The sequence below is a fragment of the Leptospira barantonii genome, assembly GCF_002811925.1.
Taxonomy (GTDB): Bacteria; Spirochaetota; Leptospiria; order Leptospirales; family Leptospiraceae; genus Leptospira; species Leptospira barantonii.
In genome coordinates, this window is sequence record NZ_NPDS01000007.1 from 79,976 (window position 1) to 95,269 (window position 15,294).

Below are 15,294 nucleotides of genomic sequence, written 5' to 3' on the forward strand. Positions count from 1 at the left end.
ATTGAGATTCTTTTTTGAAAAAGACTTTGTCTTAGGATTCGATTCCTTGAAACTGTTTCCCGGGAACTCCGAACGAGATGAAAAAATATTTCCTAAAACGATTTCTTCTCATCATCCCTACGTTATTGGGAATGACCTTCATCGTTTTTTTGATTTCCCACTTTGCACCGGGCGGTCCGCTTGAAACCGAGATCGCAAAGATCCGAGGTTACGCAAATTCCCAAGGCGGAAGCGCAAAAACGATTTCGGAAGAAGAAATCGATATCATCCGAAAAAGATTACACTTGGACAAGCCGGTAGGAATCGCGTATCTCTATTGGCTCAAAGAAATTCTCACCTTTAATTTGGGAGAATCCAGACTTCATACAAGAGAAGTATCCGATCTAATCGTGGAAAAACTTCCGGTATCGTTGACATTCGGACTTTCTGGCTTTTTACTTTCTTATCTGATTTGTATTCCGCTCGGAATTTCAAAGGCATTGAAAAACGGAGAACGGTTCGACATCGCTTCCAGCGGAATCATCTTGATCACGTATTCCATTCCGGTATTCGCGCTGTCCGTTTTACTTCTTTATACGTTCGCTTCGGGAGAATTACTTTCGATCTTTCCGTTGGGTCACGAGGTTTCGGACGAATACGAATCCCTATCTTCCTGGGAAAAAGTCGCGGATCGAATCGAACACATGTTTCTTCCCGTTATCTGTTATGTTTCGGGTTCTTTCGCGGTTCTTACGTTGTTGATGAAAAATTCTCTCTTGGATCAGATCTCGAAAGAATATGTTCGTACCGCTCTTTCCAAAGGATTCAGTTTTAAAGAAGCGATCTTCAAACACGCGTTTCGAAATTCTTTGATTCCGATCGCCACCGGTTTCGGTAGCAATCTAAGTTTGATCTTTGCGGGATCGCTCGTGATAGAACTCGTATTCAACATCGATGGAATGGGACTTTTGAGTTTTCAAGCGGTGACGGAAAGAGATACGGATTTGATGATGGGTCTCTTACTCGTACAAAGTCTTTTGTCGTTAACAGGAAATATCCTTTCCGATTTTTGTTACGTTCTCATCGATCCGAGGATTCAATTCGAATGATTCTCAGTCCGATACTCAAAAAACGTTTTCAAAAATTCAGAGCCAACAAAAGGGCCTGGTATTCCTTAAATATATTATTGATTTCTTATGTAATTTCCCTATTCGCTCCTTTGATCGCGACCAATCAACCTTTGATCGTAAGTTACCAGGGCAAATGGAAACTTCCCATATTTTCGTTTTATCCGGAGGCCGAGTTCGGAGGGGAGAATCTAACTCCTCCAAATTACAAAAAATTAGCGCAGAGAGAAGACTTTGTCTCCGGTTCCAATTGGATTCTTTTCGCTCCGGTTCCGTACGGATACAACGAGGACAATCTCGAAAGTTTGGAAGAAGGCGAAACCCCTCCTTCTTCCCCCAATCGAAGACATTGGCTGGGCACGGACGATCGAGGTCGCGACGTTTTCACGAGGGTTTTTTACGCGTATCGAAACGCTCTGAGCTTCGGGCTTATATTAGTTTTTCTTGAATTAGCAATGGGAACCTTGATCGGAGGAGTTCAAGGTTATTTCGGGGGAAAGACGGATATTCTCATGCAGAGAATCATAGAAATTCTTTCCGCGATTCCGTTTTTATATTTGATCCTGATCGTGGGCGCCTTTTTCGGAAGAGGATTTACGGTTCTTTTGATCACATACGGCGCTTTGAGTTGGATCGGAATTTCGTATTATATGCGCGGAGAATTCTACAAACTCAAACAACTTACCTACGTCGATTCCGCAAAGGCCTTAGGAGTAAGTTCGTTTCGAATCATGCTTCGTCATATTCTTCCCAACGCGATTACTCCGCTTGTTACATTCTTACCTTTTACCTTGATCGGATCGATTTCCATTCTAAGTGCGTTAGACTTTCTTGGTTACGGAATTCCCGCGCCGAATCCGTCTTGGGGAGAAATGATCGGACAAGGAAGAGAAAGACTCAGCGCATGGTGGTTGATCACGTTTCCATCGAGTGCGTTGTTCTTAACGATTCTACTCAGTTCGTTTATCGGTGAAGGTTTGCGCGATTCCTTTGATTCCAGAGAAAAGGCGGTGTACGAATGAATTCCACGCCCCTTCTTCAAGTTAAGAATTTTTCATTGGATCTTCATTCCGAAAGTAAATGGCTTCCCGTCTTACAGGAACTAAACTTCGAAATCAGAAAGGGTGAAATTCTTTCTTTGATCGGAGAATCGGGATGTGGTAAATCACTTACTTCCCTCGCGTTGACAAGATTGATTCCTTCGAACATATCCAAAGTAAAATCCGGCGAAATATTGTATCAAGGAAAGGATCTACTAAAACTTTCCTCCGAAGAATTGAGAAAAATCAGAGGAAAAGAAATCGCTTATATCTTTCAAGAACCGTTCGCGGCCCTGAATCCATTGTTGAAAATTCAGGAACAAATGATCGAAGCGTATTTGATGCACGTTTCTCAAAACCGCAAAGAGGCGATCGAAAAAGCGGAATATCTTCTTTCCTCGGTCGGAATTACGGATATTAAAGAAAGATTATATTCTTATCCGAATCAGATGAGCGGGGGAATTCTGCAAAGAATCAGCATCGCGATGGCGTTGATGTGCGATCCGAGTCTTCTGATCGCGGACGAACCTACGAGCGCGATCGACGTAACGATTCAAGCTCAGTTGGTCGAACTTCTTTTGAATCTTCAAAAACAAAACGGAATGTCCATTCTTTTCATATCGCACGACTTCGGATTAGTGGGAACGATCGCGGATAGAATCGCGGTGATGTATGCGGGAAGAATCGCGGAACTCGGAGATACGGATTCGGTGATCGATTCGCCAAATCATCCTTATACGGAAGATTTACTTCGATCCATTCCTTCTCTCGCAAAAACCGTGGAGGACTTGCAACCGATTCACGGAATCGTGCCTTCTCCCGATCAATATCCGATCGGATGTCATTATTCGACTCGATGTAAATCCGTCTTCAATTCGTGCAAAGAAAACAAACCGGAATTGTTGACTATAAGATCCGAAGGAGAACCGCATCTTTCGGCTTGTTTCCTCGCAAAAAATCGGGATTCAATTTAATACGACATGATCCGCATTCAAGATTTAACAATCAGTTATTATACGAAGTCCGGATTCGGATTTAAAAAGAATCGGATCGCCGCCGTGGACGGAATCAATCTTGAAATCGGAAGCAACGAGATTCTCGGTTTAGTGGGAGAATCCGGTTGTGGTAAATCCACATTAGGAAGAGGTCTCGTAAAATTATTAAAACCCGAATCCGGTTCGATTCATTTTGAAGATCGAGAAATCACTTCGCTTTCTTCCTCCGAATTTTTTCCGTTTAGGAAGAATCTTCAGATCATCTTTCAAGATCCGTATTCTTCTTTGAACCCGAGAATGACGATCGCCGAAATTCTTATGGAAGGATTGGAAATTCACGAAAATCTTTCCGGGGAAGAAGCGGAAACAAAGATCAAAGAAATTTTGGAACGAGTGAATTTGTCATCGGATATTCTTACCCGTTTTCCGCACGAATTCTCAGGAGGGCAAAGACAAAGAATCGCGATCGCGCGAGCCTTGATCTTGAAGCCTAAGTTCGTCATCTGCGACGAATCGGTTTCCGCTCTCGACGTTTCCACGGGGACTCAAGTTTTAAAACTTTTGGTCGAATTAAAAAACGAATTCGGTCTTTCATATTTGTTTATCTCGCACGATCTGGGTGTGGTAAAATCTATCTCGGATAGGATCGCCGTTATGTATTTGGGTAAAATCGTCGAACTCGGCAATACTAAAGAAATTATTTCCAAGCCGGCTCACCCGTATACGAAAGCCCTTTTTCAATCCACGTTCGACGTCTATGACAGAAAGAAGGTCAGAATTCCCCTCAAGGGGGAAATTCCAAGCGTTGTAAACAAACCTTCCGGTTGTCATTTTCATACACGATGTCCGATCGCTCAGGATCTTTGTAAATCTCAGGTTCCCGTTTGGAAAGAAGTCGGAACCGGTCAAAAGGTTCTTTGCCATTTTCCGTTGGATCGGTAAAAATGAAATTCCTAAAACGCATTCAAGAATTCTTATATAGCAATCGCATCAAGTTTCTTGCGATCCTGTTGTTCCAGGTTCTTGCTCTCGCGCTTTTTACTTTGCTTCCGATTCTTTCCCGTCAGGATTTTTACAAAGACTTCATTCTTACAGAAATCGAAAAGGAAACCGGTCTTGAAGTTAAGGTGGAATCTTCGGATCTCATTCTATTTCCGTTTCCGGGCATCGAACTCAATCAGGTTCAAGTTCAAAAAGGGGATTTAATCGTCGGCATCAGCGATCAAATTAAGATCGATATTTCCTGGTTCGGTTTACTCGGACAAAAAGTGGAGATCCGAGATATTTATATCTCGGGCGGAAAAATCAATCTTCACAAACACAAAGACGGTTCCATCGATGTGATCGAGTTTCTTCAAAAGGAAACTACGGAAGAACACAAGTCGCAAACGATTCGAATTTTTGATCCCGATTCTCCTTCGGACGGCACCGCCCTGAACCCGAAAGAAATTCTGAAGATAGGATTGAAGAACGTTCAAGTTGAGAATTTTTACGTTCACTATCAAGACGACGTACACGATCGCACGTACGGAATTTATCTTTGGAATTCTTCGCTTGGTATTTCTTTTTATGGAGATACTTTAGATCTAACCTTGCAAGGAAAACTCGACGGACAGAGTTTTCAAATTTACGGCAACGCAGGTTTGGATGAATTCCCGACCACTCTTGAAAAACTGCAATTTCAACTCACGGTCATCTTCGACAATTGTTCTCTTTCGATTTTCAGGGATCTTTTGTTTATATTTCCGAATGCCGATTTTTCCAAAACGATCTTTAACGGAACGGTTAAGATCAACAAAGCAGTCAATAGCACGATCAATTTCAACGTGATTGCGCAAGCGAAGAACTTCGCGTATAAGGGCGGCAACCCGTTCGGAGATCTCAAGATCAATATGGAAATGAGATTGGATATTCCGAATAAAAAACTGGAGTTTCCGTATATTACCGCGATTTGGCCCGGAGTTGCGGAAGGAAACGCAAAGGGAACGGTACTTTGGAATTACAAAACCAACGCCTCCTTTCAGATCACTTCGAATTATCTGGATTATCACAGCGTACTTCGGTTGGGAAAACTTTTCGAGTTCACGAAGAAGTTCGACGACCCGACCCGACCCGACGGGGTTTTTTATTTCAGCGCCGATCTCAAAAACGTCTACGCTCTAAAACACAGATTTCCGGTTTTAAGAGCCGAAGCAAAATACACGTATCCTTGGATTCATATTCCGAGTTTTCACGCCTATATATACAACGGAGAAATATTAGGAAAATCTAAAATTAATCCGTTTAAACCTCGTTTCGAAGTTCAAGGAGAAGCATATAGAATTCAATCGGATCGGATTCTTATGCCGTATGTAACGGATCAGATCATCAACGGAAATATGTTCAGTAAGTTCAATTTCGTTACGGACGTTTCCGAACGATCCACGGATTTTGTAGGGGACTTTTTTAGGAACATGGAAGGTTCGGGCAATCTTCAAATCATCAACGGTGAACTGCTTGGTTACGCGAACTTTATGATTCCGGTTTTGAATACCCTTGGTAAGATTCTTTCCTTAAACGGAATCGATGGACGAAAAGTGGAATTCTCTTCCTTAAAATCGGATTTTAAAATCGAAAACAATCGTTTCTATTTTCAAAATCTAAAAGTACAAGGCAACGGATTGGAAGCCGACGGAAAAGGCAGTATCAGTTTTGAAAAGAATGTGGATGTTCTTTTAAACTTAAGATTAGGCGGAAACATCGTAGGTCGTGCATTGAAAATTCCGATCATTTATAAGGGAGTTTTTAAACAATCGATTCCTTATATAGATCCGATCTGGCTCGGTTCCGTTTTTGCCGGAAGTACGATTCTCGCTCCTTTTTTCACTCCGGTGGGCGGACCTTACGGCGGAGGAATCGCAGGCTCGGTTGTTTCCGAATACGTTAGGGATGCTTGGGAAGGCTTCAAAGGGTTATTTTCATCGAAAGACGATAACAAAAAGAAATGAGGAAAACGTTTCAGGAGAAAATATGAAAGCGAAGTTATTCATCCGAATCGCATCGGTGTTGATGATCGTGTTCGTTGTAGGACATTCCACCGGACATTTTACGAGATACAATACGGTCGATCCTCAGGCTCTGAATACGATCTCCGCTATGCAACAAACGAAAATTCCTATGGAAGGAGTCAATCGTTCTTACGATCAGTTTTATACCGGAATGAGCCTGAACCTAAGCATCGTTTTGATTTCTTTAGTTGCGCTTCTTTGGTTCTTATCCGATCTTTCCGAATCGAATCCGCGAGCCGCTTTAAAACTTTTGATTCCGGTATTCTTTTGTATTTCTTGTTTCGCGGTCACCGGTTTTATTTATTTTTTCATCGCTCCCGCCGCAATTTCTACGTTAGGCGCCCTTTCTATTATGATCGGTATTTTTCTTTTACGAAAGAATTAGTCGGGAAAAATCCGTCGTAGCTCCGACAATTTTTCGTGAACTGATTTCGGTCCCACCCGCGTTAGGGTGGCGGGGAGTGGTGGAGGGAGAAAATTCCGAAATTCTCACATATCAGAAGAATCGAATATTCTCAAGAAAAAATTTCCGTTGTCGTAGTTCCGACAACGGTTCTAAAAAGCCTTGTATCGATCCCGAACGCTGACCGCGCGGTTCTTCAGCTAAAATCCAAATCCATTCCTTCTTGGATTAGAATTCTCAAAGCGTTGCTCGTTTCCACCAAACCCTCGCGGATCTTATAATCGAAGTGCATGGTTCCGTTTAAAACTTCCTCTTGAAAATGTTTCAGAATCACTCCGGGAACTTTTGCAAGTTCGAGATCATGGCTCGTCACCAAGCCGATCGCACGATTCTTCTTGAGCTCTTTTAAAATCCCTTTGCATGCAAGAGAACGTTCTCGTGTATTCGTTCCTTTTAAAATCTCATCGAGTAAAACAAGATGTGGTAGATCCGGATTCTTGATTTTTTGAACGATTTCGGAAAGCCTTCTCACTTCCGCATAAAAGAAAGAAATCCCCTCTTCTAAGTTGTCCTCGTTCCTCATACTCGTATGAACTTTTAGAACCGGTAAGGAAAAACCGGACGCAGGCGCCGGACCACCGGCCAAAGAAAGAATAGAAGCGACTCCGATGGTTCTTAAATACGTCGTCTTACCGGACATGTTCGAACCGGTAATCAATACGACATCGCTTTCTTCAATCCGATCCAAAGGGTTAGAGATTCTGGATTCGGTTGAAATTAAAGGATGAAAAATATCTTTTCCGGAAACTCCGTTCTTGGAATTTTCGGGAAGAATTTCCGGAAAACAATATTCGGGGAACATCCACTTCAAATTCGCAAAAGAAAACAAGGAATCGAAAATCGTCAGATCCTCGATCGATTTTTCCAAAAGAACGGAATGTTTTTCTCTCCACTTGGAAATTCTTTGTAAGATCCAAAGATCGTAAAGAAACAGATTGTTTAAGATCAAATGTAAAAGCGGCGCTTCGGTTAATGCGACACGCTTGAGAATCCGATCCAAATCCTGATAAGCGGATTTTAATTCTTCCTTGGAAGTGTCTTGTAAAAGAAATCCTCCGTCCTTTCCCTGAACGTTCAAACCCTTTAAGTATATTAGAATTTTTTGAAGTCCCCCGATGCTACCGGAAAGGGAATAGTATTGTCGAAAAATTTCCAATGAGCTGGAACGATACAACCCGAAAAGAATCAAATTTAAAAATAGAACCGAGGCCGGAAACGGAAGACCCAAAAGAATATTCGCGGGTATAAACGCTAAAACGAGAATTGTGACGGGTCTGTAAATTTTTTTCAACCAAGGATAACGATTCCAAAGTACGGAAGTGTCGTCGTTTTGAATCAGTTTCATCTCCGTTTTCGTTTTTAAAACGGAAGAATCGCGATTTTCTCCGATATAAGAAGCAAGTCTTTGTATTTTAGGAATTGCTAATGTTTTTCCGGAAATCGAACGAACCACGGATTGACGGAAAAGCACATTCTCCCTTTTAAAATCCGATGAAAAATCCTCGTCTTTCGGGTCTATGAGCGAAATCAATTTTTGTTCGGCGTTCGACATAAACGTCGCATCCAACCAGGGAAACAATCCGTTGTCTCGAAACAGATCCAAATCTCTCGCCAAAGGGGAAATCGTTTCCATAGAAACGCGGGTTCCGAATTTTTTTCCGAATCCTTTGATTCCGATTCTCGCGGATTCCCTTTCCAAAACGAAAAGCCAAAGTCGAATTCTTTCTCTTGTTAAGACCGTCTTTTTATAACGTCCCACGAAAAAGAAAAAAATCGAAAGAAGAATCAAAGACGGAAGATAAGAAAGCGCTTGGGAACGTAAGTAGTAAAAAACCGAAACCCAAAGTATGAATGCGGAAAAGAAAATAAGACGAAACAAGGAAAGTCTGGAAAGAAGAACTGAAATTCGATCGTGAAATCGTTTTAATTTCTCGGCTCTGTTCCGAAGCCGATCGATCCGAAGGGAGGAAGTCATCCTGCGAGGGAGTTTACATTTTCGTAGTGTTCGTTTTCGCGTTTATAAATCTCAAAATCCAACAAACGAACCAAGGATCCGAGATCAGGCATGACCCAGCGTGAAACCAATTTTCCGCGTTCCTTACCTTTGATTTTATCCACGTACACGTAACCGAACAGATCCGTGCCGTACTCGTACGCGACGAATCTTCCCGTTCTTTTACCCGTGTTGTTGATGAGCCGGATCTGCATTTTTTTGCAATTTTACCGTTTTGGGAAAATTCGTACAAGAAAAAAAATACTCAAGGATTTTCCAATTTCTTCGATAGTAAGTTCAGGGAGTCAATTGCTTTCTCAAGGATGAGAACGGAGCAGGATTCCTAATAAACAGATCTCGAACCAAACCAGAAAGTCGCATGGAGGCGCAAAATGTTTTACCCAGAAATGGATCCGGACTTAAAAAGTTCCTTTCTTTCGATCGACAAAACCGTCGCAAACCTCGTAAACAACACGATTCTTCCTCAATCGGGCCTTAAAGCCGGCGCCCTTCTCAACCCCGAACAAATGAAAAAACTAAAAGAAATTCGCAAACGCAGATTTAGATCGAGCGAATGGAAGAATTTTCTGAAAGACTAAACCTCTCTTAAATTAAATCTTAAAAGAACATCCACGAATTTTTTGAATTCTTACTTTCAAAAGAATTCTTAGAAATAAAAAAGCCTGCTAAATTAGCAGGCTTTTTCGTTTAACTTGTTAAACAGAAATACGATTTCAGTATTTCGTTTTTGTGGAAGGCATCTTCACGTTGAGGATAACGTCCACTTTCGTTACATCCCCTTCTCTTACGTTGATCATCGAATTGTTGAGATTCAAATCCTCCGCAAAAGAAGCCTTAATTTCGTAATCACCCGGCTTGAGATTCGTAAACCAGAAGTTTCCTTCGCTGTCCGTATTCAATTTCTGAATTCCGGTTACGCTGGAAATCGTCGGCATGAAGATCGGCTGATTGATCACGGGGTTATCCAAGGTTTTGTAAAAAACTTTTCCTTGAATCGCTCCGAATCCGCTCATAGAAACGTTGATCGGAAGTTCGTTCTTTTTGTTTGGAAGAACCGCAAACGTTTCCTGAATTTCGGGATAATCGTCCGCCTTGATCGTAATCTTATGAACCCCGGCAGGAACCTTGCTCAATGTGATCGTGTAGATATTTCCCGGAATCAACTGACCCTGTCTTTTCACCGCGCCCCAGAAATTGGAAGACGATGCACTAACCGAAGAAGTAAATTCTTGATCGTCGATATAAACTTTAACGTTCCGATTTCCCTTTCTTTTCTTTTTGGCAAAGATAAGAATATCAGGAGGAAGATCCGAAAGTCCATAAGCTCGATCTTGAATGATCGTAGTTTTCAAAACAAGATCCCCTCTTTCGTTCGTAGGAACGACCGGAGGTTCTTGAGGAGTCACAACGGGTTGAACTGGATCGGGTTTTACCGGATCGGGTTCAGGATCCACGGATGGAGCCGGAGGTTTCGGAGGATCTACCGGTTTCGGTGGTTCCGGATTTTTCTTACCGGATAAAAAGATTCCGGAAGCGTTTCCCGAAATTTGAGGAACCTGCTCATGCTGAAACTTCTTAGCCATCTGAACGGTTTCTTCTCTGGACTTGAAGAACGCTTCCAAAGCGGTTACTACGTTGTCCTTGTTTAAGTCGGCTGTGCTGAGCGCCTTACCGAAGTTATACGTAAAAATACCGTGATTGATACTGCCGCCGACTTCGATCGCGGTTTGGTTATCGTCCGCGGAAGAAATGATGGCTTTGTCTTGAAAGAAAAAATCTTCGGAATCCTGTTTAACGGTTCCGTCGCTTCCTTCAGGAATCGGAACGTCCGCAGAACCGCGAGTCGACTTTCCTTTCTTAGCGATACCGCCTGAAAAACAACAGTCAAAGATGAAAACCGTTTTAGGCGATTTTACTTTTTCCAAATACTTATTCAGTTCGTCGTCCGGAAGGTGAGGTCTATCATAACAAATGATCAGGTTTCTCATTCCATTCTTTGCTGAAGCGTCTCTCTGAAACGCACCGTGACCGGAAAAGTAAAGTAACACAGTATCGTTATCACCCGCTTTTTTCGCTAAGGCTTTAATCTCTTTTTCTATGTTATCTTTTGTTACCTCTTTTCCGAGGACGATCTTGACTTCATCGAAGTTTCCGACTCTTCGAATTTCGTCGTTCAAATAAGTTGCGTCCGCTTCGCAAAGATTCAGTTCCGGAATTCCGGCTTTATTACCGGTATAATTGGAACCGAAGATAAGCCCGTATCTCTTTTGTGCAAATGCATCTGTTGCAAAAAATAAAATCAAACAGACGCTGATTGCCGATAGTTTGGTTTTCAAACCTGGCCTCCTAGGATGATTCAGAATGGAATCAGGGTAACAAAAGAAATCCTTTTGTCATTATTTTTTTGTCGGAAGAATCGAGAGTTCAGAATTTAGGAAAGAATTTTCCGAAACTTTATTTGTCCGTGTTCTTGAGGAAACGGATACTATTTAGCGTTCGATCTTTAAAAACAAAAAAGGCCTTCATAAGAAAGCCTTTTTATCAAAAAAATTTAGAATCAATCTTAAATCAGATTTCGTGTTTGTATCCAACTCGATATTGTGTTCCGCCCAATACAACCGGATAGGAAGGAGCGGGAGATAATCCTAAAATTCCGCCCGCAGATTGCGTGTGACCAGTTCCTAGTTTATAAGAAAAAAGTGTTTCCGCTTCCATATAGATAAAACCTTTTTCCGTGATTCTGGATTGAGCGCCTACGATCCAGTTTGGAGCGACACCGGATACGGAGAATCTTACGTCTTCCCACATCGCAGGAGGATTGGTTCCGTCAGAAATCAACCCGGCAACCGCAGGACTCAAAGGCATTACCGCGTCATGGACAAGATTGGAAAGACTGGAACCGGACAAACTCCATCCACCTTTAAAATAATGAATCCCGCCTCCGATATAAAGTGCATTGTCTTCGGAAACGGAAACCTTCATTCCTATGTTGATCGGAATTTGAATCGCGTTATAATCCCAAACAATATCATAAAACTTGAATCCTAAAGCTTTCGCTTCCGTATCCCCGCCGAAATATTTTCTCGTATAGTTCGCGGCGATTCTCGCAAAATAATATTTACCGAATTCTTTTTCGTAACCGGCTGAAATGACGATCCCGGACATCGCTCCGTTCGCTTTTACATTGATCATTCCTGCGGTCGTATTCTCAAGAGTTTGCAAACGGTTTTCCGGAATAATCGCTCTTCTAGGAGCGACGCCCGCATTCGTGTTTCCACCGGTTCCATTGGCGGCGATATCGTAATAATTTGCCGAATCCAATCCGTCTTTCGTAATCGTTCCGCCCATTTGAGCGAGATCGAATTGAAGACCAAGACTACCGAACGCGTACGACTTTGCACCGATTGAATTCAGCGAAAGAAACGTGGAAGCGACAAAGATAATTGAGAGTACCTTACGAAACATGATTAACCTCGATTTTCGATTTGGATGTTCGGAGTTTAAAGGTAAGTGATATTCACCGCTTTCTTAAAATTCCAAACTGAGTTGAAGATAAAGAAATGAATCAGACATTGTCAAATCGGATTTAAGAAAACGAAAGTTTATTCGTTTCTTTAGAAAGAATTTTTATTATATTATAAAAACTTAATGTGTTATAAATAACTTGCGTTCGGCAAAGAATCTCGTAATAAACGACTAATTACATTTTCGTTTATAAACTGATAAGACAAAAGAATGGAAAACAAAATTAGACTACGTGATTTTATACTTTGAAAAGTTTGTGTTAAGCGCCGCTTCCAGATAAAATAAAAAACCCGGAAGACTTTCATCGGCCGGGTTCTTCATTCTGAAAAAATTTGAAAAAGTTTATCGATTACTTAGATAACCATTTCATCATGCTTCTCAGTTTTTTACCGACCGATTCGATCGGGTGAGCCGCATTCTTTTCTCTCATATTTTTGAAGTTCGGATATCCGGCTTTTGTTTCCGCCATCCAGTTGTTCGCGAATTTCGCTCCCTTATCCTTTTGGATGTCGTTTAGAACTTCTTTCATTCTTTGTTTAACACCCGGATCGATCACACGAGGACCGCTTACGTAGTCGCCGTATTCCGCAGTGTCGGAAATGGAGAATCTCATTCTCGCCAATCCACCTTCGTAGATAAGATCGGTGATGAGTTTCACTTCGTGAAGACATTCGAAGTAAGCGATCTCAGGATCGTAACCAGCTTCGGTTAATGTTTCGAAACCGGCCATGATCAGGTTGGAAAGACCGCCGCAAAGAACGACTTGTTCTCCGAAAAGATCCGTTTCGGTTTCTTCACGGAAAGAAGTTTCCAGAATACCCGCACGTCCTCCGCCTACTCCGGCCGCGTGAGCAAGGGCTCTTTTTTTAGCTTCGCCGGTTGAATCTTGATAGATCGCGATCAAACATGGAACCCCGCCGCCTTCTGTATAAACTCTGCGAACGAGATGGCCCGGTCCTTTTGGAGCGACCATATAAACGTCCACATCTTTCGGAGGTTGGATAAAATCATAATGAATGTTGAACCCGTGAGAAAAAACGAGCGCGTCGCCTTTTTTAAGATTCGGTTCGATATCTTTTTTGTAAAGATCCGCTTGAATCGTATCGGGTGCAAGAATTTGAATGATGTCTGCTTTTTGTGAAGCTTCAGCGACGCTGTACACTTCGAAACCCGCATTCTTAGCGTCTTGAACTGATTTGGATCCTTCTTTCAGACCGATGATAACTTTGAGTCCGGAATCCTTCATGTTTTGAGCCTGGGCATGTCCCTGGCTTCCGTAGCCGATCACTGCAATGGTCTTACCTTTGAGCGAATTCAAATCACAGTCGGCGTCGTAATAGATGTTTGCCATTTTCCCTTTCCTCGAGTGTTCCTTTTTACTAAACATTTGAAAAAGGGTAGAATGACAACTGAAATAAACATCACGCTTATGACCCGAGGATTATGTAACATTTAGAATTAAATCGATTCTGCTTTAATCAGAGTGTCCGATTGGGTTTCGAGTTCTCTCACGATCTCGCTTAAGGTATCGCTTTTTTCCACGAGGGATTCCATGGAATTTTGAAGGGAGGCGATCGCCTGAACGATTCCTTTTAAACCGATGCTTTGTTCCGAAGAAGCGAGTTCGATCTCCGACGATAACGCACGCAAACGATCGAGAGTTGAAAAGAATTGAGAATTGATCTTCTTCTGTTCCTCGAACAACTTCGAGAACTCGTCGAATCTCAAAAACAGATCCTGAAAAAGAACGTCCTGTTCCTTCACGTGACCCGCGGTTGTTTCGGCGGATTTTTGTCCGGTCACTACGTGATTGGAAGAATCGCGAATGATCTTGGAAATCAGATCGGCATTCCCCGCGCTACTTTCGGCCAGTTTGGAAACTTCTTGTGCAACCACGGCAAAACCTTTTCCGGCGTCTCCGGCTCTCGCGGCTTCGATGGACGCGTTTAAGGAAAGCAGATTGGTTCGATCCGCGACCTCGGACATGATCCGATTCACTTCTCCCACACTTCGGAAAGAATCCCCCAAGGACGAAAGAGATCCTGAAAGTTCTTCCACAAATCCGGTAACCATGGATCCGGACTTTCGAACCTTATCGATACTTTGATCCAAAGCCTCGTTGAATATGGAAATCTTTTCGATGATCGATTTGAGACTACTGCTGTGTCCGATTAAACTTTCAATATTGCTAAACTGATTTTTTACGTTATCGGAAGAATTCTCCGTTTGTGATTGAAACTCCTCCATCGTCGAACTGATCTCTTCGAAAGAAGAAGCGTGTGTCGAAACCAAAAGGGAAAAATCATCCATAAAGTTTTTCAGGTCTTTGGAAGAATCTTTCAAATACTGAGCGGATTCTCTCATCTTATTGCTTCTTTGTGCGATCATCTTATGGGATTCTTCCAATTCCTCCTGACGATACGCGGAGTTTTCCCTAAGTCTTATAAAAAGATTCACGAGAATTCTCACGATAAATGCGCAAGCGAAGATAAAAAGAATTTTGGTAACCTGTTCCGAGAAGGCCGCGTGCCCCAAAGAATTTGCGAGTTTCGGTTCTTCCGCTAAAACCAAACCGTATAAGGTCGCCGTATAAACGACGAGGGTTTGCGCGATCGCCGAGGATATTCCAACCCAAAGAACGAAATTCGGAGCGAGTAAAAGTCCTGCGGATATGATATAAAGATAACTGATTCCGTACAACACGGGACTTTTAACCATTCCAGAAGTATAATCGGGATGATCCATGGCGGCGCCCACCATCACCAAAAATAAAACGACAACGTCCGTCATGATGAAAATCTTACTTAAGGTATAGGAAAGATTTCCCGTTCTTCGAATCTGAAAAAAGCTATATAAAAAATAAAAAAGCATAATGGTCGTGCCGCTCAGATACAACGTATTCTGAATCACGTTACTCCGCTTCCAACCGATCGCGATCGAAGAATAATAAAGTAAAATCAAACCGAGACGAATCCAGTTGATGTAGGCGGGACCGGACGCTATGATTTCTTCGTCTGTTTTTCTTTTGGATTCTTTCTTTGAGGACATGTAACTAATGACGAGCGATTAGTTCGAAAAAGCAATGGTTTTTCCAAAATAAGAAA

General features: G+C 42.2%; 13 protein-coding genes. 7 read left to right on the plus strand and 6 right to left on the minus strand.

Annotated elements, in window-relative coordinates; all coding sequences use genetic code 11:
- Nucleotides 1-77: 77 nt before the first annotated feature.
- The 6 genes from CH367_RS15405 to CH367_RS15430 are packed head-to-tail and all read left to right on the plus strand — an operon-like array spanning nt 78 to nt 6,573.
- Entirely contained in the window at nt 78-1,088 is a 1,011-nt protein-coding gene (locus tag CH367_RS15405) for an ABC transporter permease subunit (RefSeq protein WP_100763397.1), read from the plus strand.
- The gene (locus CH367_RS15410; RefSeq protein ID WP_100763398.1) at nt 1,085-2,128 is read left to right on the plus strand and encodes an ABC transporter permease; all 1,044 of its coding nucleotides are present in this window, start codon (nt 1,085-1,087) and stop codon (nt 2,126-2,128) included. Before CH367_RS15405 ends, CH367_RS15410 begins: the two co-directional genes overlap by 4 nt.
- Entirely contained in the window at nt 2,125-3,120 is a 996-nt protein-coding gene (locus CH367_RS15415; protein WP_100763399.1) for an ABC transporter ATP-binding protein, read from the plus strand. The genes CH367_RS15410 and CH367_RS15415 overlap by 4 nt, the downstream gene beginning before the upstream one ends.
- Before the next feature lie 6 nt (nt 3,121-3,126).
- Complete coding sequence (locus CH367_RS15420) at nt 3,127-4,083, plus strand: ABC transporter ATP-binding protein (RefSeq protein WP_100763400.1); 957 nt, start codon at nt 3,127-3,129, stop codon at nt 4,081-4,083.
- A 2-nt stretch (nt 4,084-4,085) separates the two neighbouring features.
- Entirely contained in the window at nt 4,086-6,128 is a 2,043-nt protein-coding gene (locus CH367_RS15425; protein WP_100763401.1) for an AsmA family protein, read from the plus strand.
- Nucleotides 6,129-6,150: 22 nt separating this feature from the next.
- Nucleotides 6,151-6,573 (plus strand): LIC_13387 family protein, encoded by a 423-nt coding sequence (locus CH367_RS15430; RefSeq protein ID WP_100763597.1) that lies wholly within the window; start codon nt 6,151-6,153, stop codon nt 6,571-6,573.
- A 214-nt stretch (nt 6,574-6,787) separates the two neighbouring features.
- Here the strand turns inward: CH367_RS15430 and CH367_RS15435 are convergent, their stop codons facing one another.
- Both CH367_RS15435 and CH367_RS15440 read right to left on the minus strand, forming a co-directional pair.
- Nucleotides 6,788-8,626: a MutS family DNA mismatch repair protein gene (locus tag CH367_RS15435; RefSeq protein ID WP_100763402.1), complete on the minus strand. Its 1,839-nt coding sequence runs from the start codon at nt 8,624-8,626 to the stop codon at nt 6,788-6,790.
- Nucleotides 8,623-8,859 (minus strand): hypothetical protein, encoded by a 237-nt coding sequence (locus CH367_RS15440; protein WP_100763403.1) that lies wholly within the window; start codon nt 8,857-8,859, stop codon nt 8,623-8,625. Before CH367_RS15440 ends, CH367_RS15435 begins: the two co-directional genes overlap by 4 nt.
- 177 nt (nt 8,860-9,036) lie before the next feature.
- On the opposite strand from CH367_RS15440, the gene CH367_RS15445 reads away from it, so the two are divergent.
- Nucleotides 9,037-9,243 carry a hypothetical protein gene (locus tag CH367_RS15445; RefSeq protein ID WP_100763404.1) on the plus strand — a complete coding sequence of 69 codons (207 nt, stop codon included), beginning with the start codon at nt 9,037-9,039 and terminating at the stop codon, nt 9,241-9,243.
- Between the two features lie 135 nt (nt 9,244-9,378).
- Here CH367_RS15445 and CH367_RS15450 read toward each other — a convergent pair whose 3' ends face one another.
- The 4 genes from CH367_RS15450 to CH367_RS15465 form a co-directional block, all read right to left on the minus strand.
- Nucleotides 9,379-11,001: a caspase family protein gene (locus CH367_RS15450; protein WP_100763405.1), complete on the minus strand. Its 1,623-nt coding sequence runs from the start codon at nt 10,999-11,001 to the stop codon at nt 9,379-9,381.
- Nucleotides 11,002-11,233: 232 nt separating this feature from the next.
- Complete coding sequence (locus CH367_RS15455; RefSeq protein ID WP_100763406.1) at nt 11,234-12,130, minus strand: porin OmpL1; 897 nt, start codon at nt 12,128-12,130, stop codon at nt 11,234-11,236.
- Nucleotides 12,131-12,539: 409 nt separating this feature from the next.
- The gene (ilvC, locus tag CH367_RS15460; protein WP_100763407.1) at nt 12,540-13,541 is read right to left on the minus strand and encodes a ketol-acid reductoisomerase; all 1,002 of its coding nucleotides are present in this window, start codon (nt 13,539-13,541) and stop codon (nt 12,540-12,542) included.
- Nucleotides 13,542-13,648: 107 nt separating this feature from the next.
- Nucleotides 13,649-15,238 carry a methyl-accepting chemotaxis protein gene (locus CH367_RS15465; RefSeq protein ID WP_100763408.1) on the minus strand — a complete coding sequence of 530 codons (1,590 nt, stop codon included), beginning with the start codon at nt 15,236-15,238 and terminating at the stop codon, nt 13,649-13,651.
- Nucleotides 15,239-15,294 lie beyond the last annotated feature (56 nt).

Bases quoted from the DNA above. Each gene is read 5' to 3' on its own strand.
- CH367_RS15405 (WP_100763397.1), top strand. From the start codon at position 78: ATGAAAAAATATTTCCTAAAACGATTTCTTCTCATCATCCCTACGTTA.
- CH367_RS15410 (WP_100763398.1), top strand. From the start codon at position 1,085: ATGATTCTCAGTCCGATACTCAAAAAACGTTTTCAAAAATTCAGAGCC.
- CH367_RS15415 (WP_100763399.1), top strand. From the start codon at position 2,125: ATGAATTCCACGCCCCTTCTTCAAGTTAAGAATTTTTCATTGGATCTT.
- CH367_RS15420 (WP_100763400.1), top strand. From the start codon at position 3,127: ATGATCCGCATTCAAGATTTAACAATCAGTTATTATACGAAGTCCGGA.
- CH367_RS15425 (WP_100763401.1), top strand. From the start codon at position 4,086: ATGAAATTCCTAAAACGCATTCAAGAATTCTTATATAGCAATCGCATC.
- CH367_RS15430 (WP_100763597.1), top strand. From the start codon at position 6,151: ATGAAAGCGAAGTTATTCATCCGAATCGCATCGGTGTTGATGATCGTG.
- CH367_RS15435 (WP_100763402.1), bottom strand. From the start codon at position 8,626: ATGACTTCCTCCCTTCGGATCGATCGGCTTCGGAACAGAGCCGAGAAA.
- CH367_RS15440 (WP_100763403.1), bottom strand. From the start codon at position 8,859: ATGCAGATCCGGCTCATCAACAACACGGGTAAAAGAACGGGAAGATTC.
- CH367_RS15445 (WP_100763404.1), top strand. From the start codon at position 9,037: ATGTTTTACCCAGAAATGGATCCGGACTTAAAAAGTTCCTTTCTTTCG.
- CH367_RS15455 (WP_100763406.1), bottom strand. From the start codon at position 12,130: ATGTTTCGTAAGGTACTCTCAATTATCTTTGTCGCTTCCACGTTTCTT.
- ilvC (WP_100763407.1), bottom strand. From the start codon at position 13,541: ATGGCAAACATCTATTACGACGCCGACTGTGATTTGAATTCGCTCAAA.
- CH367_RS15465 (WP_100763408.1), bottom strand. From the start codon at position 15,238: ATGTCCTCAAAGAAAGAATCCAAAAGAAAAACAGACGAAGAAATCATA.